Annotated in this window: 19 protein-coding genes; 2 read left to right on the top strand and 17 right to left on the bottom strand. The window is 44.3% G+C overall.

Features of this window, described 5'->3' with window-relative positions; translation table 11 throughout:
* Positions 1-47: 47 nt before the first annotated feature.
* The 12 genes from fsa to H513_RS0101130 form a co-directional block, all read right to left on the bottom strand.
* Positions 48-689 (bottom strand): fructose-6-phosphate aldolase, encoded by a 642-nt coding sequence (fsa, locus tag H513_RS0101070; protein ID WP_026799033.1) that lies wholly within the window; start codon positions 687-689, stop codon positions 48-50.
* A 102-nt stretch (positions 690-791) separates the two neighbouring features.
* Positions 792-1,655, bottom strand: coding sequence for a class II fructose-1,6-bisphosphate aldolase (gene fba / locus H513_RS0101075; protein WP_026799034.1), 864 nt, complete (start codon positions 1,653-1,655; stop codon positions 792-794).
* A gap of 185 nt (positions 1,656-1,840) precedes the next feature.
* Entirely contained in the window at positions 1,841-2,200 is a 360-nt protein-coding gene (locus H513_RS0101080; protein ID WP_026799035.1) for a response regulator, read from the bottom strand.
* Between the two features lie 152 nt (positions 2,201-2,352).
* Complete coding sequence (locus H513_RS0101085) at positions 2,353-3,948, bottom strand: CTP synthase (RefSeq protein ID WP_026799036.1); 1,596 nt, start codon at positions 3,946-3,948, stop codon at positions 2,353-2,355.
* Between the two features lie 204 nt (positions 3,949-4,152).
* Positions 4,153-4,707, bottom strand: coding sequence for a DNA-directed RNA polymerase subunit delta (gene rpoE / locus H513_RS0101090; protein WP_026799037.1), 555 nt, complete (start codon positions 4,705-4,707; stop codon positions 4,153-4,155).
* Positions 4,708-4,914: 207 nt separating this feature from the next.
* Positions 4,915-8,151 (bottom strand): fused isobutyryl-CoA mutase/GTPase IcmF, encoded by a 3,237-nt coding sequence (icmF, locus tag H513_RS0101100; RefSeq protein WP_026799038.1) that lies wholly within the window; start codon positions 8,149-8,151, stop codon positions 4,915-4,917.
* The gene (locus tag H513_RS0101105) at positions 8,132-8,782 is read right to left on the bottom strand and encodes a TetR/AcrR family transcriptional regulator (RefSeq protein ID WP_026799039.1); all 651 of its coding nucleotides are present in this window, start codon (positions 8,780-8,782) and stop codon (positions 8,132-8,134) included. Before H513_RS0101105 ends, icmF begins: the two co-directional genes overlap by 20 nt.
* 26 nt (positions 8,783-8,808) lie before the next feature.
* A complete protein-coding gene (locus H513_RS0101110; protein WP_026799040.1) occupies positions 8,809-9,951 on the bottom strand; it encodes an acyl-CoA dehydrogenase in 1,143 nt (380 codons plus the stop codon).
* Positions 9,952-9,968: 17 nt separating this feature from the next.
* Positions 9,969-11,111: an acyl-CoA dehydrogenase gene (locus H513_RS0101115; protein ID WP_026799041.1), complete on the bottom strand. Its 1,143-nt coding sequence runs from the start codon at positions 11,109-11,111 to the stop codon at positions 9,969-9,971.
* A gap of 4 nt (positions 11,112-11,115) precedes the next feature.
* Positions 11,116-11,976 carry a 3-hydroxybutyryl-CoA dehydrogenase gene (locus tag H513_RS0101120; protein WP_026799042.1) on the bottom strand — a complete coding sequence of 287 codons (861 nt, stop codon included), beginning with the start codon at positions 11,974-11,976 and terminating at the stop codon, positions 11,116-11,118.
* Between the two features lie 12 nt (positions 11,977-11,988).
* Positions 11,989-13,176 (bottom strand): acetyl-CoA C-acetyltransferase, encoded by a 1,188-nt coding sequence (locus H513_RS0101125; RefSeq protein WP_026799043.1) that lies wholly within the window; start codon positions 13,174-13,176, stop codon positions 11,989-11,991.
* Between the two features lie 112 nt (positions 13,177-13,288).
* A complete protein-coding gene (locus H513_RS0101130; RefSeq protein WP_026799044.1) occupies positions 13,289-15,421 on the bottom strand; it encodes a heterodisulfide reductase-related iron-sulfur binding cluster in 2,133 nt (710 codons plus the stop codon).
* A gap of 197 nt (positions 15,422-15,618) precedes the next feature.
* Between H513_RS0101130 and cls the strand changes: the two genes are divergently transcribed.
* Positions 15,619-16,815: a cardiolipin synthase gene (gene cls, locus H513_RS0101135; protein WP_036768806.1), complete on the top strand. Its 1,197-nt coding sequence runs from the start codon at positions 15,619-15,621 to the stop codon at positions 16,813-16,815.
* Positions 16,816-16,832: 17 nt separating this feature from the next.
* Positions 16,833-17,786, top strand: coding sequence for a UV DNA damage repair endonuclease UvsE (gene uvsE, locus H513_RS0101140; protein ID WP_026799046.1), 954 nt, complete (start codon positions 16,833-16,835; stop codon positions 17,784-17,786).
* A 44-nt stretch (positions 17,787-17,830) separates the two neighbouring features.
* On the opposite strand, the gene argS is transcribed toward uvsE, so the two are convergent.
* The 5 genes from argS to speE form a co-directional block, all read right to left on the bottom strand.
* Positions 17,831-19,501 carry an arginine--tRNA ligase gene (argS, locus tag H513_RS0101145; RefSeq protein WP_026799047.1) on the bottom strand — a complete coding sequence of 557 codons (1,671 nt, stop codon included), beginning with the start codon at positions 19,499-19,501 and terminating at the stop codon, positions 17,831-17,833.
* The gene (locus tag H513_RS0101150; protein ID WP_026799048.1) at positions 19,498-19,935 is read right to left on the bottom strand and encodes a YwiB family protein; all 438 of its coding nucleotides are present in this window, start codon (positions 19,933-19,935) and stop codon (positions 19,498-19,500) included. The genes argS and H513_RS0101150 overlap by 4 nt, the downstream gene beginning before the upstream one ends.
* Before the next feature lie 180 nt (positions 19,936-20,115).
* Positions 20,116-21,204 (bottom strand): AimR family lysis-lysogeny pheromone receptor, encoded by a 1,089-nt coding sequence (locus tag H513_RS0101155; protein WP_026799049.1) that lies wholly within the window; start codon positions 21,202-21,204, stop codon positions 20,116-20,118.
* Positions 21,205-21,346: 142 nt separating this feature from the next.
* The gene (gene speB / locus H513_RS0101160) at positions 21,347-22,222 is read right to left on the bottom strand and encodes an agmatinase (protein ID WP_026799050.1); all 876 of its coding nucleotides are present in this window, start codon (positions 22,220-22,222) and stop codon (positions 21,347-21,349) included.
* 12 nt (positions 22,223-22,234) lie between these two features.
* Entirely contained in the window at positions 22,235-23,062 is an 828-nt protein-coding gene (gene speE, locus H513_RS0101165) for a polyamine aminopropyltransferase (protein ID WP_026799051.1), read from the bottom strand.
* Positions 23,063-23,220: the final 158 nt, after the last annotated feature.

The raw sequence follows: 23,220 nt of genomic DNA on the forward strand, positions 1-23,220 counted from the left end.
GTAGCTCCGTATAGACTTATTTTGCACAAAATTACCAAAAAACATGCCTATTTTTGTCGATTCCAGTCGGATAAAAACTTTTCGATCCCCTGGTCGGTTAATGGGTGCTTTACAAGTTGGTCTAGAACTTTAAACGGAATCGTTGCGATATGCGCACCGTGTAGGGCGGCATCCGTAACATGAACTGGGTGGCGGACAGAAGCTGCAATAATTTCAGTATCAATCGCATGACGGTCAAAAATCTCAGAGATTTGAGAAACAAGATCAATCCCCTCTTGCCCAATATCATCTAGACGACCTAAAAATGGCGAAACATAAGACGCACCTGCACGAGCTGCTAACAGCGCTTGATTCGCAGAGAAGATAAGTGTAACGTTCGTCTTAATGTTCAGCTCTGAGAAGCGCTTTACCGCCTTCAGGCCTTCAAGTGTCATTGGAACCTTAACTGTAATGTTCGGTGCGATGGCTGCGAGCTCTTTCCCTTCTTCAATCATCCCTTCAGCATCCTCAGCAATTACCTCAGCGCTAACAGAACCGTCTACTTCATCTGTTATCTCTTTCAAACGCTCGTGGAAAGAAACCCCCTCTTTCGCTACAAGCGATGGGTTTGTTGTAACCCCTGCTAATACTCCCAATGCGTTTGCCTCACGGATTTCATCAATGTTCGCTGTGTCGATAAAGAATTTCATACTTCTTCCTCCCCCTTGTAAATGAGTGCGTTTTCATTTCTTATGTAAAAGAAACCGCCGAAAGGTTGTTCCGGCGGCATCTTCAACTATACGACGTAATCGTTACGCTTTTTGAGCAGAACCGAATTCGCGCATTTTGCCGATTACAGTTTCTTTAATTGCGTCACGACCAGGACCCATGTATTTACGTGGATCGTATAGATCAGGTTTTTCAGCAAGTACTTCGCGAATTGCTTTTCCTTGAGAAACTTGGTTTTCAGTATTTACGTTGATTTTAGCAGTTCCGTAGCTGATTGCTTTCTTGATGTCAGCTGTTGGGATACCAGTACCACCGTGAAGAACAAGTGGCTTGTCTACAAGACCCATGATTTCTTCCATGCGGTCGAAGCCTAGGTTTGGTTCGCCTTTGTAAGGGCCGTGAACAGAACCTAGTGCTGGAGCGAATACGTCAACGTTTGTTTCGTCAACAAGTTGTTTACACTCAGAAGGAATTGCGTAAGCTGCTTCAGCATCGTCAACGATAAGATCATCTTCTTGACCGCCAACGCGACCAAGTTCAGCTTCAACAGAAACACCGTGGATATGAGCAAGCTCAACCACTTTCTTCGTAACTTCAATGTTTTCTTCTAGTGGATCATGGGAAGCATCAATCATAACAGAAGTGAAACCAGCGTGGATTGCTTCTGCACATTTCTCGAAGCTAGAACCATGGTCTAGGTGAATCGCTACAGGAACTGTAGTCTTATAGGAATCCATAAGTGCTTTAACCATAGATACTACAACGTTAAAGCCACCCATGTAACGAGCTGCACCTTCAGATACACCAAGGATTACTGGAGACTGCTCTTCTTCAGCAGCTTGCAGGATCGCTTGAGCGTACTCAAGGTTATTTAGGTTGAATTGACCGACAGCGTATCGGTTTTCCTTAGCCGTTTCTAGCATTTCTTTCATGGAAACTAATGGCATGGATGGTCCTCCTTTTATATAGGGAAAAGATTCTGCAACCTTTTAGCATAAAGATACGATTATATCCGCTATGTAGGTTTTTTACATTAATAGCATACCAAGTCCGAAACCTAGGTGCAACATGCTAGTCCCTGGTTAACGCTTACATCCATGAAAATATCGATAATGGTTATTTATTCCGCTAATTAGACGGAATATTCTTTCAAAATATCCTTGATTTCATAGATATCAAATGGCTTTGCAAGGATGGTACGAACCGACTCAATGGTACGCACTTCTTCCCATTCTTCTTCCGCTAAACCACTAATAAATACAATGGGCGTTGAAGGCGACAACTGTTCCATTTCTCTCGCAACAGTCGGTCCATCTTTGCCAGGAAGTTTCATATCTAAAATGACAAGTGACGGATGATGTTGCTTAAATTCTTCCATTGCCTCGATTCCATTCTCGGCTAAAGTCACATGGTACCCTTCATTTCGGATGACTTCTTCTAGTAGTATGCGTATCCCGGGTTGATCATCGACCACTAATATGGTTTTAGACATGCGTTTTCCTCCAATCCACGAACTAATATATCCCCAATACGTACTTTTCGATTTTCACACGTTAAAATCCTGCAAAGTACCTAGCACTTTTTTAATAATCAAATTCCACATGAAAAAACCTCGCTCTTAAAAGAGCGAGGCTCATGCGTAACTTACTTCTGAACGGATGCTCCAATAAAATCATGGAACAACGGTTGAGGACGCGTTGGTCTTGATTTAAATTCAGGGTGGAATTGAGATGCAACAAACCATGGATGGTCTGAAAGTTCAATAATCTCTACAAGGCGACCATCAGGACTTGTTCCTGAGAATAAGAACCCTGCTTCTTCCATTTGGTCACGATACTGGTTATTAAATTCATAGCGGTGACGGTGACGTTCGTAAATCACTTCTTCGCCATAAGCAGCCTTCGTCTTCGTACCTTCGATAACTCTGCTCGGGTAAACACCAAGACGCAATGTTCCTCCCATATCTTCTACATCTTTCTGCTCAGGAAGAAGGTCGATGATTGGGTAAGGAGTCGTTGGTTCAATTTCAGCCGAGTGAGCACCATCAAGACCTAGCACGTTACGCGCAAATTCCACGGTAGCCAGCTGCATTCCAAGACAAATTCCTAGGAAAGGCACTTTCTCCTCACGCGCATAACGGATGGCTTCAATCTTGCCTTCGATTCCACGGTCACCAAATCCACCTGGAACGAGAATGCCATCGACGTCTGAAAGGTATTGTGCAGCATTTTCACGAGTCACTTCTTCAGAATTAACCCATTTAATTTCAATGTCCGTATCGAAAGAGTAGCCTGCATGCTTCAATGCTTCAACAACAGAAATGTACGCATCAGGCAGTTCAACATACTTTCCGACAAGTCCAATAGTCGTCACTTTAGATAGGTTCTTCACACGAGTAACAAGCTCGTTCCACTCGCTCATGTCAGCCTCTCCACATGAGAGTCCAAAATGGTTACACGTAAACTGGTCCAACTCTTGATTCTGTAGCATTAATGGAACGTCATAAAGCGTCTCAGCATCCCCTGCTTCAAAGACCGCTTGTTCGTTCACATCACAGAATTGGGCAATTTTCGCCTTCATCCCATCTGGAATTGGCATTTCTGTTCGAAGTACAATCGCATCAGGTTGAATACCTAATGAGCGTAATTCTTTCACAGAGTGTTGCGTCGGTTTTGTTTTTAATTCACCTGCGGCTTTAATATATGGAACAAGTGTACAGTGAAGATACATCACGTTCTCTCGTCCAATATCACTCTTAATCTGACGAATGGCTTCTAGAAATGGCAGAGACTCAATATCCCCAACGGTACCGCCAATCTCCGTAATGACAACATCCGCATTTGATTCGCGCCCTGAGCGGAATACACGCTCTTTAATTTCGTTCGTAATGTGTGGAATGACTTGTACGGTTCCACCTAAATAATCACCGCGACGTTCTTTCTGAATAACTGAAGAATACACACGTCCAGTTGTCACGTTGCTGTATTGACCTAGGTTAATATCAATAAAACGCTCGTAATGCCCTAAGTCTAAGTCCGTTTCCGCTCCATCTTCTGTCACGAAAACTTCTCCATGTTGATAGGGGCTCATTGTTCCCGGGTCAACGTTGATATATGGGTCAAACTTTTGAATAGTCACTTTCAAACCACGATTCTTAAGTAAACGACCTAGTGAAGCAGCGGTAATTCCTTTACCTAGCGAGGAAACTACTCCACCTGTCACGAAAATGTACTTCGTCATTTCTTATCCCTCTCTCTATAGTTTCTTTTCAAGGGCGTTCTGTGTTATAGTTTTGTTCCAATGTTTTTAACTTAATCCCCAAAAAAAGAAAAGCGCTCCCGTTTGTTATAAACGGGAGCGCTTTTCTTATGCTTTTTAATGCATAACACGAATTAAAGAGCCCAAATAAAATTTTACTTATTTCGACCTTATAAGTCAAGACGATTAGTATTGTTCGTCAGAATCTTCTTCCTCTTCTTCATCATCACTACTATCATCTGACTCTTCATCATTCACAAGCGTGTCATCTTCTTCGTAGTCATCGTCGGATTCTTCAGCTAGGTCGTAATCACCATCAAGACCGCTGTTTTCCGTACCGTCTTCATCAAGGTCTAAATCTTCATCCTCGAAATCGATGTCTTCTTCAATAGAAGACTCGTCCAAGTCTTTGTCAGCTTCTTCTTTAGCTGCTGGTTTCTTACGTTTTGTCTTCTTCGTAGGCGCTTGAACATCTTCTTCTGTCTGGTCAACAGGATACCAACGCTTTAGCCCCCACATGTTCGACCCAACCGTCATGTAACGGCCTTCACTATTAAGGTCTGTAAACAATTGCGGCATGAATTTTTCTTTCTGCTCGGCTGTAAACCCTTTGATTTCAGCTACACGGTCATATAGATCATTAAAATGAACGGCACGACGCTCATCTTCAAGTAGTTCGTGCACGATTTCAATCATGGACATTTCTGAAATCTCTTGAGGGGAATAGTTTTTATAGCTCACGTACTGCACTCCCTTTATATCAATAGTTTATTGAAAATCATATTTCATAGATTGCTCCGCTAATTTAACCATACCATACATTATAAACAAATACGTATCGTTTATGCTAGTTCTATCAGAAGAAAATAGGATTGATTCATTTTCAATCGGAGTTCTAATAGTATAAAAAAGGAAGAGAAAATCAGTCAAGATTTTCTCTCCCTTTTCTTACATATTTCTTCTGTACTGTCCACCTACTTCGTAAAGTGCATGGGTAATCTGTCCAAGACTTGCGACTCGCACGGTCTCCATCAACTCTTCAAAGATGTTTCCTCCGCTTGCAGCCACTTGCTTTAACTTGTTCAAAGCAGTTGCTGTAGCCCCTTCATGAGTTCCCTGGAAAGCTTGAAGCTCATGGATTTGATGCATCTTCTCATCTTTAGAGGCGCGGGCTAATTCCATTGAATCAATCTCCTCCTCAGATGGAGGATTTGGATTTAAGTAGGTGTTCACCCCGACGATTGGAAGCTCTCCACTATGCTTCTTCCCTTCATAATAGAGAGATTCTTCTTGAATCTTCCCTCTCTGATATTGACGCTCCATCGCTCCTAGTACGCCGCCTCTATCATTCATACGCTCGAATTCTTGTAGGACAGCCTCCTCTACTAAATCCGTTAACTCCTCCACAATGTAAGAGCCTTGTAGCGAATTCTCATTCTTAGTCAAGCCGAATTCCTTACTAATAATCATCTGAATCGCCATCGCTCGACGAACTGATTCTTCCGTCGGAGTTGTTATGGCTTCATCGTAAGAGTTTGTGTGCAATGAATTACAGTTGTCCTGAATAGCAAGAAGCGCTTGAAGTGTCGTTCGAATATCATTAAAGTCAATTTCTTGAGCATGAAGAGAGCGTCCTGATGTCTGAATGTGATACTTCAACTTTTGGCTTCGCTCGTCGGCACCATATTTCTCTTTCATAATAATCGCCCAAATTCTCCTTGCCACTCGTCCAATGACGGTGTATTCAGGGTCTAGGCCATTTGAGAAGAAGAAGGATAAATTCGGTGCAAACTTATTTACATCCATCCCTCTACTTAAGTAGTACTCTACGTAAGTGAAGCCATTTGCGAGGGTGAACGCTAATTGAGTAATCGGGTTGGCACCTGCCTCAGCAATGTGATAGCCAGATATGGAAACTGAATAATAGTTTCGCACGTTATGATCTATGAAATATTGCTGAATGTCTCCCATCATTCGAAGGGCAAATTCAGTAGAGAAGATGCACGTATTCTGTCCTTGGTCTTCCTTTAGAATATCAGCTTGAACCGTTCCTCTCACAACTGACAGCGTTTCTTCTTTCAATTGCTGACGTTCTTCTTGAGTCGGCTCGCGTCCTTCTTCTTGTGTGAATCGCTCAAGCTGCTGATCAATCGCCGTGTTAAAGAACATGGCTAGAATAATTGGAGCAGGCCCATTAATCGTCATGGATACAGAAGTAGACGGAGCACATAGGTCAAAGCCATCGTACAGCTTCTTCATATCCTCTAGGGTGCAAATGGACACACCACTTTCCCCTACTTTTCCATAGATATCTGGACGCTCATCTGGGTCTTCCCCATACAACGTAACAGAATCAAATGCGGTGCTTAACCGTTTCGCTTCATCCCCCTCAGATAAGTAATGAAATCGACGATTTGTCCTCTCTGGCGTTCCTTCACCAGCAAATTGCCGCTTCGGGTCTTCCCCTTTTCGTTTAAACGGGAACACGCCCGCTGTATATGGGAAGGCGCCTGGAACGTTCTCTCTTCTGTACCATCTAATCCGGTCTCCCCAGTCTGTAAAGCGAGGCAACGCAACTTTCGGGATTCTTAATCCTGATAACGACTCAGTAGAGATATCCATCTGGATTTCTCGGTCGCGCACTTGGAACGCCATCGTATCTTTCCCGTAACGCTCGTGCAGCGAATCCCAATCTTCAAGTTGCTTTTTAACGCTAGCATCTAGCTGTTGTTCAAACGTTTGTTCTAATTCATCAAGGTCGTTCCTTTCGATATTCGACAACAGTTTTTTCGTTTCTTTAATATGTGAAAGATTACTCGCATAACTTGCTTGCTCTTCCGTTCGCCTGTGGTACGTTTGAACCGTCTCTACAATATCTCGTAAGTATTGACGTCGCTCAGGTGGAATGATGAGGTTTTGCTTCTCTACAACGTCTGTTCGTTCAAACGGGAGAGCGACATCCCATTCATAACGTTCATTAATCAGCTCGAGTAGGGCATTAAATAACGTGTTGGTGCCTGGGTCGTTAAATTGGCTTGCAATCGTACCATAAATCGGGAAGGTCGAGCGGTCTTCATGAAATTTCATATGACTGCGTTCATATTGCTTCCGCACTTGTCGAAGGGCATCTTCAGAACCCTTCTGCTCAAACTTATTAATGACAATTAAGTCAGCGAAATCAATCATGTCAATCTTCTCGAGTTGAGACGGCGCCCCGAATTCAGCCGTCATCACATACATCGATAAATCGGTTACTTCTGTAATGGCAGCGTCTCCTTGCCCGATTCCACTCGTTTCTACGATAACAAAGTCAAATCCCGCTGCTTGCACGACTTCAATCGCCTCTTTAATCGAATGAGAAAGTTCGCTTCTAGAATCACGCGTCGCCAATGAACGCATATACACACGAGGATGAAAGATGGCATTCATCCGGATTCTGTCCCCGAGTAGAGCTCCACCAGTTTTCTTCTTGGTAGGGTCGACAGACAAGATTGCAACTTTCTTATCTGGCACCTCGTGAATGAAGCGACGAATGAGTTCATCTGTCAGCGAGCTCTTCCCAGCCCCTCCTGTACCTGTAATGCCTAGTACAGGGATGGTATGTTTCTTTCGTTCTAACACAGCTTCAAGGGTTGCCGCCGCTTCTCGCTCTTCTTTAGGCGTGTTCTCAACGTATGTGATCCATTTAGCGACAGTGAGAGGATGCTCAGAAGATAGCAACTTCGCCTCTTCTTCTGCGTGAAAAGGAGGCTGGAAGTCGCATTCTCTCATCATGCGATTGATCATCCCTTGTAAGCCTAAGGTACGGCCGTCTTCTGGTGAAAAGATGCGCGCGACACCATACTCATGAAGCTCTTTGATTTCACGCGGGATAATAACGCCCCCGCCCCCACCATACACTCGAATATGCCCAGCTCCTCGTTCTTTCAATAAATCCACCATGTATTTAAAATACTCTACATGGCCACCTTGATAAGAAGAAATCGCAATGCCTTGAACATCTTCTTGAATGGCCGCTTGCACCACTTCCTCAACAGAACGATTGTGGCCTAAGTGAATCACTTCTGCACCAGTCCCTTGAAGGATTCGACGCATGATATTAATGGATGCATCGTGTCCGTCAAATAAACTTGAAGCTGTCACGAAGCGAATGGGGTGAGTCGGTTCATATACGGACTGTTCCACTCGATTGTCCTCCTTCATGGAATAGATTGGCACCCTGTAATAGGTACTGAGTCTGAAGCTTTGCATAAGAGTCGATTGTAAATGTCTTTTGGAGCATCCACCTGCGAAATCCCCACATCTGACCTTGCACGGTAATGTTGTTCGCTAACAGATGGATCTCTTCTTTACGTAATCCAGTCGTACACTTCTCAAGCAACTGCTCGAAGAGGGCAATCATCGCTCCTTCTTTTTGGAGCACATATTCCTGAGCTTGCCTCGACAGCGACTTTACCTCCTGATACATAATGACGACTTCGTCCTGCATATCGTCCATAAGCTGAAAGTAAGAGGTGACGCCTCGAACAAGTTCCTCTTGACTCCCACTCTCTGTATCAATCATTACATGTAGTCGCTCCATCACTCGCTCATAGATATAGTCACATACGAGAAATAAAATATCTTCTTTCTTACGGATGTATTCATATAGGGTGCCTATACTAAATCCGGCTTCCTTCGCCACTTCTCTTGTCGTCGTTTTATGGAAACCCTTCTCTTTGAACAGCTTGACGGCAGCTTTAATCATCTGGTTACGCCGTATCGTTACAAGCTGTTCATCTTTAATAGAAGAAGGGACATGCCTTGGACGGGTCATAAACGTTCCTCCTTATTGAACGTTCTCTAATCCTTTGTCAGCATACGACCGATAACAAGACGCTGAATCTCATTCGTGCCTTCATAGATTTGTGTAATCTTTGCATCCCGCATATACCGTTCTACAGGGTAGTCTTTCGTATAGCCATAACCTCCAAATACTTGAACAGCTTCTACCGTTACGCGCATCGCTGTATCACCTGCGAACAGTTTGGACATAGCAGAAGCCTTTCCGTACGGCAATCCTTCTGACTCTAACCACGCTGCTTGGTACGTAAGTAGACGGGACGCTTCAATTTCAGTTGCCATATCTGCCAGTTTAAAAGAGATGCCCTGCTGATTGGCAATAGGCTTCCCGAATTGCTCACGCTCTTTCGCGTACCCAACCGAAGCATCAAGAGCTCCTTGAGCAATCCCGACCGCTTGAGCAGCGATTCCGTTACGCCCGCCATCGAGCGTTGTCATTGCAATCTTGAAGCCTTCCCCTTCTGCTCCCAACCGATTCTCAATAGGGACACGACAATCCTCAAAGATGAGCTCTGTCGTTGGCGATGAACGAATGCCGAGCTTCTTCTCTTTCTTTCCAAATTCGAATCCAGGTGTTCCTTTCTCGACGATAAATGCCGTAATCCCTTTATGCTTACTGTCACCATCCGTCTTTGCGAATACAATATACGTATCTGCTACGCCGCCATTTGTAATCCACACTTTGCTTCCATTTAGAATATAGGCATCACCGTCTAGCTTCGCAGTTGTTCGCATAGATGCTACATCTGAACCTGCTCCTGGTTCTGACAATGCGTATGCTCCAAGCTTCTCTCCTGTTGCAAGCTGCCGTAGGAAGGTTTGTTTTTGTTCTTCATTGCCATACGTATAAATCGGCCAGCTCGCTAGCGAAAGGTGAGCTGATAACGTAACACCTGTTGAGGCACATACACGTGATAACTCTTCTACGGCGATGCAATAACTAACGTAGTCAGAACCAATCCCACCGTATTCTTCTGGCCACGGGATCCCTGTTAACCCGAGTTCTGCCATCTTATCGAAGATTTCTCGGTCAAAGCGTTCTTCTTCGTCCCGTTCAGCGGCTGTTGGCTCCACTTCATTGACTGCAAAATCCCGGACCATCTTCTTCAACATTTGTTGTTCTTCCGTTAACGTGAATTTCATCTTTCTTCCTCCCCCGCTTATTCCTTAATAAGATGATTGCTAATGACAATATGCTGGATTTCATTTGTGCCTTCATAGATTTCACACACTTTAGCGTCTCGGAAGAACCGCTCGACCGCATAGTCCTTCGTATATCCATAGCCCCCATGCACTTGCACTGCCTCAATGGCACAAGCGACAGCCGTTCTTGAGGCGAAGAGTTTCGCCATGGATGCCACCTTCCCAGTAGGCAGACCTTCATCAAGTCGTGATGCCGCTTGATAGGTTAATAGTTTCGCAGCCTCTACCTCTGTCCCCATGTCGGCCAGCTTAAAGAGTATCCCCTGCTGACTTGAGATTGGTTTACCAAACTGCTCACGTCCCTTTGCGTAGCGAACGGCGTGCTCTAGGGAGGCTTCAGCTATCCCAAGTGATTGGGCAGCAATCCCAATTCGCCCATTATCGAGATTCGCCATCGCAATCTTGAATCCGTCTCCTTCATTACCAAGTAACTGACTTGCCGGAACACGACATTGGTCAAAGGAAAGCTGTACTGTACTTGAACCGTGCATGCCCATCTTTCTCTCTCTGTTACCAATTTCAAATCCTTTTGTATCCTTCTCCACGATGAAAGCAGAGATGCCTCTAGTTCCTGCTTCAGGGTCCGTCCTCGCAAACACGATGTACGTGTCTGCCTCCCCGCCGTTTGTGATATACACTTTTGAGCCGGTGAGGACGTATTCATCCCCTTCTTTCACTGCCCTTGTCTTTAAACTACCTGCGTCCGAACCTGCTGATGGCTCTGTTAACGCAAATGCACCAATGTATTCACCTTTCGCAAGCTTTGGAATATATCTCTCTTTCTGCTCTTCCGACCCAAAATACAAAATAGGATTTGTTCCAACAGAGGTATGAACAGATAGGATAACGCCTACCGCTGCACTGACTTTAGACAATTCATGAATGGCAATAATATAAGAAGTAAAGTCCATCCCAGCGCCTCCATACTTCTCTGGGATTGGGATACCTAATAGCCCTAACTCGCCCATTTGTCGAACTACTTCTCTTGGGAAGCGGTCTTCTACTTCCATTTGTTCAACAGCTGGTTCTACGACATGCTGAGCAAAGTTCCGAACCATATTTCGAATCATTTCCTGCTCATTTGTGAATGTGAGCTTCATCTCCTCACTCCTCTACGCTATAGTCATAGAAGCCACGGCCCACCTTCTTGCCATACCATCCGGCTTGCACATATTGCTTCAAGAGCGGGCAAGGGCGATACTTGCTATCTCCAAACCCATCGTGAAGTACTTCCATGATGGATAGACATGTATCTAATCCGATGAAATCGGCTAGAGTTAACGGCCCCATCGGATGATTCATGCCAAGCTTCATCACTTCATCCACGTCTTCAATAGATGCCACCCCTTCATACACCGCGTAGATGGCCTCGTTAATCATAGGCATGAGCACCCGATTCGAAACAAACCCAGGAAAATCTTTCACTTCAACCGGTGTTTTAGATAGGTGTTCTGTCGCTTCCTTAATCGTTTCATACGTTTCATCACTTGTTTGTAAGCCACGAATGATTTCGACTAGCTTCATAATTGGGACAGGATTCATAAAATGCATCCCGATGACCTTCTCGGGTCGTTCCGTTACCGAAGCGATTTCCGTTATGGATAACGAAGACGTATTGGAAGCAAGCACAGCGTGTGAAGGGGCATAGTGATCAAGACTCTTAAAAACCGCCTTTTTCACCTCCATGGATTCTACGATGGCTTCAATGACCAAGTCCGCTTGTTGAGCCTTTTTCAATTCCGTCGCTACTTCAATTCGACCTAACGTGCTTGCCTTTACTTCTTCTGATATCTTGCCCTTCGATACACTTCTGTCTAGATTTCGTTCAATGGATTGGACCCCTTTTTGCACCGCTTCTTCTTCTTGATCATGAAGGATGACATTTACCTCGGCCATCGCAAATACTTGCGCAATCCCACTTCCCATCTGTCCCGCACCAATAACCATAACCGTCCGAAGATTCATTTCCATTCCTCCCTATCCCTTTGGCACTTCAATTAGAACAGCATCTCCTTGGCCTCCGCCACTGCAGATTGCGGCAATCCCTTTGCCGCCTCCACGGCGTATCAGTTCGTACATGAGAGTTAGTACAATTCGTGCCCCACTAGCTCCAATTGGATGACCTAGAGCGACAGCCCCCCCATTAACATTGATTTTATCTGGGTCTAACTCCGCAATCTTGCCGCTTGCCAAGGCAACAGCCGCAAACGCTTCGTTGACTTCAAATAAGTCAATGTCTTGTAGGGACACTCCTGTCTTCTCTACTAGCTTATTGATGACAAGCCCTGGGGTCTTCGGGAAATCTTCTGCCTGTACAGCTACTTCTGCATGCCCCTTTATATAAGCCAGTGGTTGAAGTCCTTGTGAGGTTGCGTATGCTTCTGAAGTAAGTACCATCGCACCTGCTCCATCGTTCACACCAGGTGCATTACCTGCAGTAATTGATCCGTCTTTGTCAAACGCAGGTCTTAACTTCTGAAGCCTCTCAAGTGACGTATCTTCACGAGGGGCTTCATCTTTAGAGACGAGGAGCGCTTCTCCCTTTCTCTGTGGCACTTCTACATCAACAATCTCTTCACCCAACGTTCCATTCTTGGTCGCCTCTATCGCTCGTTGATGACTTCGGTATGCCCACTCATCTTGAGCTTCTCTTGATAACCCATATTCCTCTGCGGTACGGTTCCCATAGTTCCCCATATGCACAGCATGGAACGAACACGTTAACCCGTCGTGAACCATCATATCCTTCACTTGGCCATCCCCCATACGGAATCCAAACCTTGCGTTCGGTAAGAAGTATGGAGCATTGCTCATACTTTCCATTCCACCCGCTACAACGACTTGCTCATCGCCTAACCGAATGAGTTGATCGCCAAGTGTCACGCTTCTTAACCCGGATGCACATACTTTGTTGATGGTTTCTGTCTTTACATCCCAAGGAATTCCGGCTAACCTCGCTGCCTGCCTAGATGGAATTTGCCCCTGTCCGCCTTGTAGAACCATCCCCATAATCACTTCATCGACGTCCTCACCTTGTATCCCCGTACGCTTTAACGATTCTTTAATGGCATATCCTCCAAGTTCCATAGCTGTAAGAGAGCTTAATGCACCACCAAATTTACCGAAAGGGGTTCTTGCGCCACCTACAATAACAGTTTGATTCATAACCATTCCTCCTCTTTATTGTTAACGCTTACAAATAAATGCGACCGAACGCTCGCTCAATGAACATTCATAAGGAAAGTGCACACGACGGTACACTTTCCTATTTCCATGTCTATGCTGGTTGCTCCTCTTTTTTCGGACCGAAAACAGATTTCGCTAACACTTCTGCAACATCTTCTGTACCTACCTGCTCGTCCACTTCCTTCGCCTTCGTACCGTCGCTTAACATTGTTAAGCAATACGGGCAGCCAGAGGAAATGGTCGTTGCGTTCGTCTGCAACGCTTGTTCTGTACGAGCTACGTTAATTCGATTCCCCGTCTTCTCTTCCATCCACATCAGTCCTCCGCCAGCTCCACAGCACATTCCGTTCTGTCGATTCCTGTTCATTTCAGCTATTTGTACACCCGGAATGGCTTTTAAGATATCTCTTGGCGGTTCGTACACTTCGTTATAGCGACCAAGGTAGCATGAATCATGATACGTAATGGTCTGTTGTACTTCGTGAGTAGGCTTCAAACGCCCATCACGAACGAGTTCAGCAAGGATCTCTGTGTGGTGATAAACCTCACCCTCAAATCCAAAGTCCGGATACTCATTCTTAAATACGTTATAAGCATGAGGATCGATCGTAATAATTTTCTTCACGCCAGCTTTCTCGAACTCTTGAATATTCTTCTCGGCAAGCTCTTGGAATAGAAATTCGTTTCCTAAGCGGCGGGCTGTGTCCCCAGAATTACGTTCTTTGTTTCCGAGAATTGCATACTTCACACCCGCTTCATTTAATAGCTTGGCAAATGACATCGCAATCTTCTGGCTACGGTTGTCATAGGCACCCATGGAGCTGACCCAGAATAAGTACTCGAATTCTTCTCCAGCTTTATTCATATCTTTCACAGTTGGTATGTGAACGCTTTCATCTTCTTGTTTCCAATTCTCTCTTTCTTTCTTTGATAGACCCCATGGATTCCCTTGACGTTCAATGTTCATCATTGCACGCTGAGCATCTTGATCCATTTTCCCTTCTGTTAATACGAGGTAGCGGCGTAGGTCAATGATTTTGTCCACGTGTTCGTTCATAACAGGACACTGGTCTTCACAATTCCGACACGTTGTACATGCCCATAGCTCTTCTTCTGTAATGACATCCCCAATTAGGCTCTTTTCTAGTGGGTCTGCGATCGCTGCAGCTGTTTCTTGTTGCCCTTTGGATTGGGCCATCTTTGCAAGCTGATTTCCATTTGTATTTGAGAACGCATAAGTTGGCACCCAAGGCTGTTGCCCTGTGACAACTGCACCCTTCTCCGTTAAATGGTCCCGCAATTTAATAATCAAGTCCATCGGAGAAAGCATTTTCCCTGTACCTGTTGCAGGACAAACGTTTGTACAACGCCCGCACTCTACGCAGGAATATAAGTCAATCATTTGCAATTGAGTCAAGTCTTCAATCTTACCAGCACCAAAGGATACTTCCTCTTCTTCTTCACCCTCCACGTCGAAATCAAGCTTAGATAGCTTTCCTGGTGGAACGTCTCGGCTAAGATACACATTGATTGGTGCCGCAATCAAGTGAGCGTGCTTCGATTGTGGTACATACACAAGGAATGTTAGTAAGATTAACAAGTGAATCCACCATGATACGAAGAAGATAGCAATGGCAGCCGTTTCTCCAATCCAACTAAATAAGAAGGCAATGGAACTTGCAACTGGCTCTGTCCACGTTCCTTCCTCGCCGTGCCAGATGAGGCCCATTCCATTTCCGACCAACACAGAAACCATTAGTGTGCCGATGAAGATAAGAACAAGACCAGCTTTAAACCCTCGCTTCAATCGGACAAGCTTCTCCATGTAACGACGATAAAACGCCCAGAACACAGCGACTAAGATCATTAAAGTGACAAGTTCCTGGAAGAATGTAAACCCAGGATACAATGGCCCAAGTGGCAAGTGATTCCCTGGTGAGAGTCCTTTCACGATAAAGTCGATTGCGCCAAATTGAACAAGAATAAATCCGTAGAACATCATGACATGTATAGCCCCAGATTTCTTGTCCTTTAACAATTTCTTCTGACCAAATACATAAATCCAAATGTTCTTTAGTCGTTTCTTCACCTGTTGGTCATATTCAACTTTACGACCGAGTTGAATATAGGCAATGCGTGTTCGAACGACTCGAACAAATAAATACAATCCGTAGACGGTTATGCCGATAAATAAAATCCAGTTTGCTAACAACCATCCATTCATTGCTTTCCCCCCTCTTGCTCGATGTCCATCACCCTTAAGGATGATTTGATAATTTTCTGACTACTATACTGTTATCTTAAATTATGAATGAACATTCAGTCAACTCATTTTCCTAGTATTTTTACGTTCAATCTGCTTACATTTAGGGAAAGCTATGTACGATAGTGATTTAGCTCGAAAGGGGCATGCTAACTTATATGTGGATTCTTTTTTGGATTATTCTCATTATACTACTGATCCTTTTTCTCGGATGGCTTGATTTCACGCTAGGACGTAAATCGCATCATAGAAACCTTCGTTTCTATGACTTTAAGAAGACTAAAGGAGATTATAACTTTTACTCCAATGGAAGCACCCTATTTGATGACATGTTTGAAGACATTAGGTGTGCAAGAGAATCGGTTGAGGTTCTGTTCTTTATTGTGAAGACAGACGATTTGAGTATGCATTTCTTAGATTTGCTTCAAAGTAAGGCAAAGGATGGTGTTGAGGTCAAGCTTGTTCTAGACCGTTTCGGGAGCTTTCGTATTACACCACGAAAGATTCGTGAAATGAGAGAGGCTGGCATTCAATTTGCTTTCTGTGAGAAACCATCATTTCCGTACTTCTTCTATAAGATGAATCGGAGGAATCATCGTAAAATTACGGTCGTTGATAATGAAATTGCTTATGTTGGGGGATACAACGTTGGCAAGGAGTATATAGGGAAAGATGCCATTATGGGAGACTGGCGAGACTATCACCTCCGCTTAAAAGGCGAAGTCGTCCAGGAGCTTCGTCACGTCTTCTATGACGATTGGTATTTAGCTACTGGCGAGGAACCACCTTCTTCATTCCCTGCCACGAGCACAGCTGGTCAGTATGAAGTAGAGGTATGCGCAACGGATGGTGGACAGCTTGAGGATATCTTCCTTTCATTGATTGATCAAGCGGAGGAAGAACTTCTAATTGGTACTCCATATTTCATACCAAGCCAAAGGTTGTTCGAAGGGGTGTTGAACGCCATCCAGCGTGGAGTGGATGTGAAAGTGATTCTCCCGTTGAAAGCTGACCATGCGTTCGTGAAAGAGGCCGGACTCCCTTACTTGACCCGCGTTGTGAAAGAAGGCGGAGAGGTACACTTCTTTGACGCCGGATTTTACCACGCCAAAGTGATTATGGTAGACGGACGTCTTTGCGATATCGGCACTGCGAACTTCGACCGACGCAGTCTATTCTTGAATAAAGAAGTCAATACACTCATCTATGACGAACCTTTTATCCGAGATTTACGCGAAACATTTTTAGAAGACTTTGAATCCGGTCGCCCACTAACAGAGGAATGGATTCGAAATCGACCATTCATCACGAAAGTAAACAGTGGAATAGGATACTTGTTACGGCCGTTTTATTAAGAAAGGAGCATTCGCTAATGCGTATTCGCTTCGGTTATGTCTCCCACTGCCTTACGCTATGGGAAGCGAAACCAGCACGAACACTCACCTTTAAGCGTTATAGTCAAATGGATCAGATGGAGCGTTATGATAAATTGCTGCAAGTGACGAGAGAGAATTTGTACCAAACGAAGCGGGTACTCCAGTTTAATCTTGCGGCTGAAATTCCACTCTATCGATTCTCCTCCTCCATCGTTCCACTCGCTACACATCCAGAGGTAGACTGGGATTTTGTCACGCCTTTTCAGGAAGAGTGGCGAGAGCTAGGAAAACTGGCTAAAGAAGGGGGATTGCGTACGAGCTTTCATCCTAACCAATTCACACTCTTCACGAGTACGAAGCCTCACATCACTGAAAATGCAGTGAGGGATATGAATTATCACTACCGTATGCTCGAAGCAATGGGACTTGAAGAAGAAGGCTTTATTAACCTTCACGTTGGTGGAGCTTATGGGGATAAAGAGGCTTCTCTCGACCGTTTTCATGAACAAATCTATCAAATGCCCGAGGCAGTTCGGTCACGAATGACAGTGGAGAACGACGATAAGACGTTTACAACAGAAGAAACGCTTCGCGCTGCTGAGCGGGACCAACTTCCACTCATGTTCGACTACCATCACCACATGGCCAACCAAGGTGAAGAAACGTACGAAGAATACTTGCCCCGGGTGTTCAAGACTTGGTCACACACAGGGTACCCACCTAAAGTGCACGTATCTTCTCCGAAATCTCCTGACAAGTATCGGAGTCATGCAGAGTATGTAGACATGGAGTTCGCCCTCCCCTTCCTGAAAGCGTGCAAAGAAGAAACCGATATCTTGGACGTGATGATTGAGGCGAAAGGGAAAGACCGAGCTCTGTTGACACTCGTAGAAGAACTCTCATCCATACGAGGGGTACAGCGTCGCTCAGGAGGAGAAATAGAATTATAAAGAAACCCCTTGCTCAAACGTTTGAGCAAGGGGTTTTCAATTTGTTACATACGTTCTGGTGCTGATACACCGATTAGTTTCAATCCATTCTCAAGCGTCTGACGGACGGACTCAACAAGTGCCATACGAGCCTGAGTGCGTTCTACATACTCAGCATCCAGCACTTTCTCAGCGTTGTAGAAACTGTGCAACTTAGAAGCAAGATCAAATACGTACTGGGTAACACGGTGAGGGGTGCGTTTCTCTGCACTATCGGCTACAACCTGTGGGAAGTCACCAAGGTGCTTGAGAAGCTCAATTTCTTTCTCAGAGGAAAGATAAGACCCATCAATATCTGTCGTAAATTCAAAGCCTTTCTCTTTCGCTCCTCTCAGCATGCTGCAAATACGAGCGTGTGCATACTGCACATAGTAGACAGGATTATCATTCGACTCGGACGTCGCAAGGTCCATATCGAAATCAAGGTGTGAATCACTTGAACGCATGACGAAGAAATAACGCATAGCATCAACGCCCACTTCTTCCATAAGCTCACGAAGTGTCACAGCTTTCCCTGTTCGTTTACTCATCTTCACTTTTTCACCGTTCTGGTAGAGACTCACCATTTGGATAATCTCAGCTTCGAGTGTATCTACATTGTATCCAAGAGACTGAATCGCTGCTTTCATACGAGGAACGTAACCGTGGTGGTCGGCTCCAAGTACATCAATCAACGTGTCATGTCCACGCTCAAGTTTATTTAAGTGGTAAGCAATATCTGGTGTTAGATACGTGTAGCTACCATCTTGTTTAATTAATACACGGTCCTTATCGTCACCAAAGTCGGTTGAGCGAAGCCAAGTTGCTCCATCTGCTTCAAACACATACCCTTTCTCTCTTAACGTCTCAAGAGCATGTTCAATGCTACCTTCTTTATATAAAGAAGATTCTGAGAACCAACGATCGAAGTGCACGCGGTATTGACCCAAGTCTTCTTCAATCTTCTTCAACTCATACTTCAATCCATAATCACGGAAGAAGGCAAGACGTTCTTCAGAAGGCTTCTCTTTCCACTCAGAGCCATATTGTTCTGCAAGCTTCTTGCCAATTTCAATAAGGTCTTTACCGTGATAACCGTCCTCAGGCATTGGGAAATCTTCCCCAAGGGCCTGCATATAACGCGCTTCTACTGAATACATTAGGTTGTTAATCTGATTCCCAGCGTCATTAATGTAGTATTCACGAGCAACATTGTAGCCAGCCTTTTGCATAATATTGCTGATTGCATCTCCAACAGAGGCACCACGGGCGTGTCCAAGGTGCAAGTCACCAGTAGGGTTCGCAGATACGAATTCGATCAGTACACTATGCCCCTTACCATTATCGCTTTCACCGTACGCATCTTTCGCCTGAAGGATTGTAGGTACAAGGTCTGTTAAATACTGATTGTTCATCTTAAAGTTGATAAATCCAGGGCCTGCAATTTCAATTGACTCTATAGAAGCCTTTGTCGTATCGAAATGAGCAACTAGATCCTCTGCAATGGCACGAGGGGCTTTCTTCGCAATACGCGCCAGTTGCATAGCCATATTTGTAGCATAATCACCGTGCGTTTTATCTTTTGGCTGCTCAAGGACAACCTCTGGGATTTCGTCTTCTTTAGCAAGCTCAGCCTTCACTACAGCTTGAATAATTTCCTGCTTCAGCTTCTGTTCGGTTTGTTCAACAATGTTCATGAACGTTTGTCCTCCTTATACTGTAAGAAGAGCTGGTGAGGCTGTTTCTCTTGACCGTTGACACTGAGGTCATACTTTATTTCAAGCGTGCCGTCCGTCTCCTCTTCGTTCGTGAAATGGGTAAGGTCATTTGTATCTGCTTCAAGATGAAATTTACCGTACGGATGATGATAAATGTTCTCTGTACGCTTTCCTTCTCGGAAAGTTTGAGTCATTTGTATCGGACCCGTACGACGAATTATCGTCTTATGTTGTTGAATCGTTACAAGTGTATCGACAACGCCTTCTTCATTCGTCTCTTGAAAGCGAAGAATATGAGCATCGCCCTTCTTTACGTAATCGCCAGGTTCTTCGACGATTATACGTTCCTGGTTATCTTTCTCACCTATGAGCGTCTCTAGGCGTACTTGTACAGGTTTGCGTTCATCTGCCATGACGAGATCACCTCTTACTATGATAAATACGAATCATTACGTTCCTCTTAACTTATCCATTATAAGAATTTACGAGGAAAAACTCAATAGATGGAATAAAGAGTAGGAAATAACGCCTTGAATACGTAGTGAATAAAAAAAGAAACGTCCTTCAAATTGGACGTTACAGTGGACCTCACTCTATTGTAGTTTCTTTAGTTCCTGCACAGGGAGCTGCGCAAAATAATAATGACCCCATTCATTCTTGAAGCGATGGTAAGATTCCCACAATAGCTTTTGGTCTTTCAGAGCCTTACCAAGGTAATATTGTTGAAACGGAGTCGGGCTCTCGATTGGCAGGAGAATCTCTAGTGCTTCCTCAATGTTTCCTTTAGCGATATGAAGATGCGCTTGTTCAATTTCATCTGTCGTCTCAATCCCATCCGCTTGCCCATGGTAGGCTGCGATAAACGGAATATCGTTGTTGCATAGTACAGAAAGACGAGTGTGATAACGGTGCTGCTCTGCCATTTTCTTGGCTTCATGAATGTGATACATAGCTTGCTCGTAAGATTCTAGCAGATAAGACAAGGCTAAGTTCTCGTGGGTCTGCACTTTCTTGTAAGAGCTTTGGGAATGATTCAACGTCCAATAACCGTGCTTACGCGCCAGTACGAGCTCGTTCCGACGCCAATGATAATGAAACATGAAGTCATTCATCTTCATCTCAATGAAGGAAAGAAGCATAGGGTCTTCAATGTCATCACGCTGTTTCGATAAACGGCTATAATAGTTACCCATTACCCCGTATCTTCTCATGTCTCCGTAGGAAGCCCCTACAAAGTATGTGACGACAAACGTCAATTCTTTACTCATTAGACGAATGCCATTCAATCCGTCAAGAAAAGCGTGAGATCCCACTCTGCCGAGCATTCGGTCTAAAATGAGCTCATAGAGTCTTCCCCACTGCTGGTTCTCCTCATTGTCACTTTCCTTGTTCCGTCGAATAAGGACTGTTAATTCATTGAAATAGGCATTCATATATAAATATTCTAACCCTAATCGCATGTTCCAGTCGTTCTCCGTCAGCAAACAGTACTCTTTCAACAATCCCATCGTTTCTTCTGTATTATAAGTCATCGATAGTTTTAACTGAATGAGGTGAAGCGGTAGCTCTTCGTCCTTCCCTCTTGATGTAAATTCATTTAACACAGAACCAGATGGATGGGTTCGATTATACAGTCCAGTGTAGTCATAGGTGGCTTTTTGTCTCTTTGATTTTTCCCTCATCTCAATCCATCCTAAATTGTGTATTTTAAAGTCGTATAAACAACATGCCACACCATACATTATTTTACAAGGATTATCTATAACTTTCGAACAGATACAAAAAGAGCCCCCTTATGTACTAAGGAAGCTCTTCACTCATTTATTAAGATTTTATCCACCCAAGTAGAATTTCACGAATAAATTTACTAGCAGCAATTTGAGTTTGTTCCGTTGGGTCGTAAGCTGGAGCAACCTCGACTAGATCCGCTCCCACGACATTCACTTCTGAAGCAGCAATGGCATGGATTGCTTCAAGCAGTTCTTTAGAAGAAATACCTCCAGCCTCAGCCGTACCAGTACCCGGTGCAAAAGCTGGGTCTAATACGTCGATGTCAATTGTGACATAGACGTTACGCCCAGCTAGCGTTGGAAGAATTTCTTTCAAAGGCTCGACGACTTCAAATTTGGACATATGCATGCCGCTTTCCTCTGCGTACTGAAACTCTTCTCTCATTCCTGACCGTATACCAAAGGAGTAGACGTTCTTAGGTCCAATTCGTTCGCAAATCTTACGGATTGGTGTGGAGTGAGATAGCGCTTCCCCTTCATATTCCACTCGCAAATCAGCATGTGCATCAATATGAATTACCGCTAAATCATCATACTTCTCATGAACAGCTTGAATGACTGGCCAAGTCACAAGGTGTTCTCCCCCCATACCTAGAGGGAATTTCCCTTGCTCAAGTATCTTCTCGACGTAATCACGTATGAGATTCAAGCTTCTTTCTGGGTTTCCAAAAGGCAAAGGGATATCTCCGGCATCAAAGTAATTGACCTCTTCTAAATGACGGTCGAGATAGGGACTATATTCTTCAAGTCCAAGTGAAGCTTCTCTGATACGGTTTGGACCGAATCGAGACCCTGGGCGAAAGCTTACGGTCCAATCCATTGGCATGCCGTATAGGATAACGTCCGCCTCCTCATGAGAAGGGCGACTCATAATAAATACTTTTCCTGAGTAACTTTCATCGAATCGCATGGCAGCGCCCCCTTACTCCGTTAGATCCTTCACAAATTTCGGCAATGCAAAGGAAGCCTTGTGGAGTTCTTTCGTGTAGTACTTTGTGTCAATCTCATGGAAACGCTGGTCACTCACTTCAAGCGGGTCATGCTTCTTACTTCCAATCGTAAATGTCCATAACCCACTCGGATAGGTTGGGATATTTGCTGTATACAAGCGGGTAATTGGGAAGATTTCTTTCACATCACCCATCACTTGCTTAATTAAATCAGCTTTAAACCAAGGATTATCGGTTTGAGCTACGAAGATGCCATCCTCTTTCAATGCTTTAGCTATTCCTGCATAAAAGCCTTTCGTAAACAGATTTACAGCTGGTCCTACGGGCTCAGTGGAATCGACCATAATAACGTCATATTCTTGTTCGCTTTCGGCAATATGCATAAACCCATCACCAATTTCTACAGAGACGCGCTCATCCTCTAAATCTCCTGCGATTGTCGGTAGATATTTCTTAGAGTATTCCACTACTTTCCCATCAATTTCAGCCAATACGGCTTTTTCAACGCTCGGGTGTTTCAGAACTTCTCGAATGACTCCTCCGTCTCCACCTCCGACAACAAGTACATGTTTAGGATTCGGATGAGTAAACAATGGGATATGTGCCACCATTTCATGATAGACGAATTCGTCACGTTCCGTTGTCATTACCATTCCATCTAGCGTCAACATGTTGCCCCATTCTTCTGTCTCAATCATGTCCAATTTCTGAAATTCCGTTTGTTCCGTATGATGAGTACGTTTTACTTTCGCTGTAATCCCGAATGAATCCGTTTGTTTTTCTGTATACCAAAGCTCCATCTAGGCAAGCCCCTCTCTTATGTAAATCATTGCTACTGTTTATCATAACACGCTTCTATTTTCTTCAAACAATCAAATTATAGAGAAAACTCGTGAAAAAGCAAGTACATTTCCCGCCATGATGGGACTCCACACGTTTAAAAAGGGTGGATCACCCC

Origin of the sequence: Pontibacillus halophilus JSM 076056 = DSM 19796, assembly GCF_000425205.1 — a bacterium.
GTDB lineage: Bacteria > Bacillota > Bacilli > Bacillales > BH030062 > Pontibacillus_A > Pontibacillus_A halophilus.

Excerpts from the sequence above, each read along its gene's own strand:
- fsa (WP_026799033.1), bottom strand. The coding sequence starts at position 689 with ATGAAATTCTTTATCGACACAGCGAACATTGATGAAATCCGTGAGGCA.
- fba (WP_026799034.1), bottom strand. The coding sequence starts at position 1,655 with ATGCCATTAGTTTCCATGAAAGAAATGCTAGAAACGGCTAAGGAAAAC.
- H513_RS0101080 (WP_026799035.1), bottom strand. The coding sequence starts at position 2,200 with ATGTCTAAAACCATATTAGTGGTCGATGATCAACCCGGGATACGCATA.
- H513_RS0101085 (WP_026799036.1), bottom strand. The coding sequence starts at position 3,948 with ATGACGAAGTACATTTTCGTGACAGGTGGAGTAGTTTCCTCGCTAGGT.
- H513_RS0101105 (WP_026799039.1), bottom strand. The coding sequence starts at position 8,782 with ATGACCCGTCCAAGGCATGTCCCTTCTTCTATTAAAGATGAACAGCTT.
- H513_RS0101110 (WP_026799040.1), bottom strand. The coding sequence starts at position 9,951 with ATGAAATTCACGTTAACGGAAGAACAACAAATGTTGAAGAAGATGGTC.
- H513_RS0101115 (WP_026799041.1), bottom strand. The coding sequence starts at position 11,111 with ATGAAGCTCACATTCACAAATGAGCAGGAAATGATTCGAAATATGGTT.
- H513_RS0101120 (WP_026799042.1), bottom strand. The coding sequence starts at position 11,976 with ATGAATCTTCGGACGGTTATGGTTATTGGTGCGGGACAGATGGGAAGT.
- H513_RS0101125 (WP_026799043.1), bottom strand. The coding sequence starts at position 13,176 with ATGAATCAAACTGTTATTGTAGGTGGCGCAAGAACCCCTTTCGGTAAA.
- H513_RS0101130 (WP_026799044.1), bottom strand. The coding sequence starts at position 15,421 with ATGAATGGATGGTTGTTAGCAAACTGGATTTTATTTATCGGCATAACC.
- cls (WP_036768806.1), top strand. The coding sequence starts at position 15,619 with ATGTGGATTCTTTTTTGGATTATTCTCATTATACTACTGATCCTTTTT.
- uvsE (WP_026799046.1), top strand. The coding sequence starts at position 16,833 with ATGCGTATTCGCTTCGGTTATGTCTCCCACTGCCTTACGCTATGGGAA.
- argS (WP_026799047.1), bottom strand. The coding sequence starts at position 19,501 with ATGAACATTGTTGAACAAACCGAACAGAAGCTGAAGCAGGAAATTATT.
- H513_RS0101150 (WP_026799048.1), bottom strand. The coding sequence starts at position 19,935 with ATGGCAGATGAACGCAAACCTGTACAAGTACGCCTAGAGACGCTCATA.
- H513_RS0101155 (WP_026799049.1), bottom strand. The coding sequence starts at position 21,204 with ATGAGGGAAAAATCAAAGAGACAAAAAGCCACCTATGACTACACTGGA.
- speB (WP_026799050.1), bottom strand. The coding sequence starts at position 22,222 with ATGCGATTCGATGAAAGTTACTCAGGAAAAGTATTTATTATGAGTCGC.
- speE (WP_026799051.1), bottom strand. The coding sequence starts at position 23,062 with ATGGAGCTTTGGTATACAGAAAAACAAACGGATTCATTCGGGATTACA.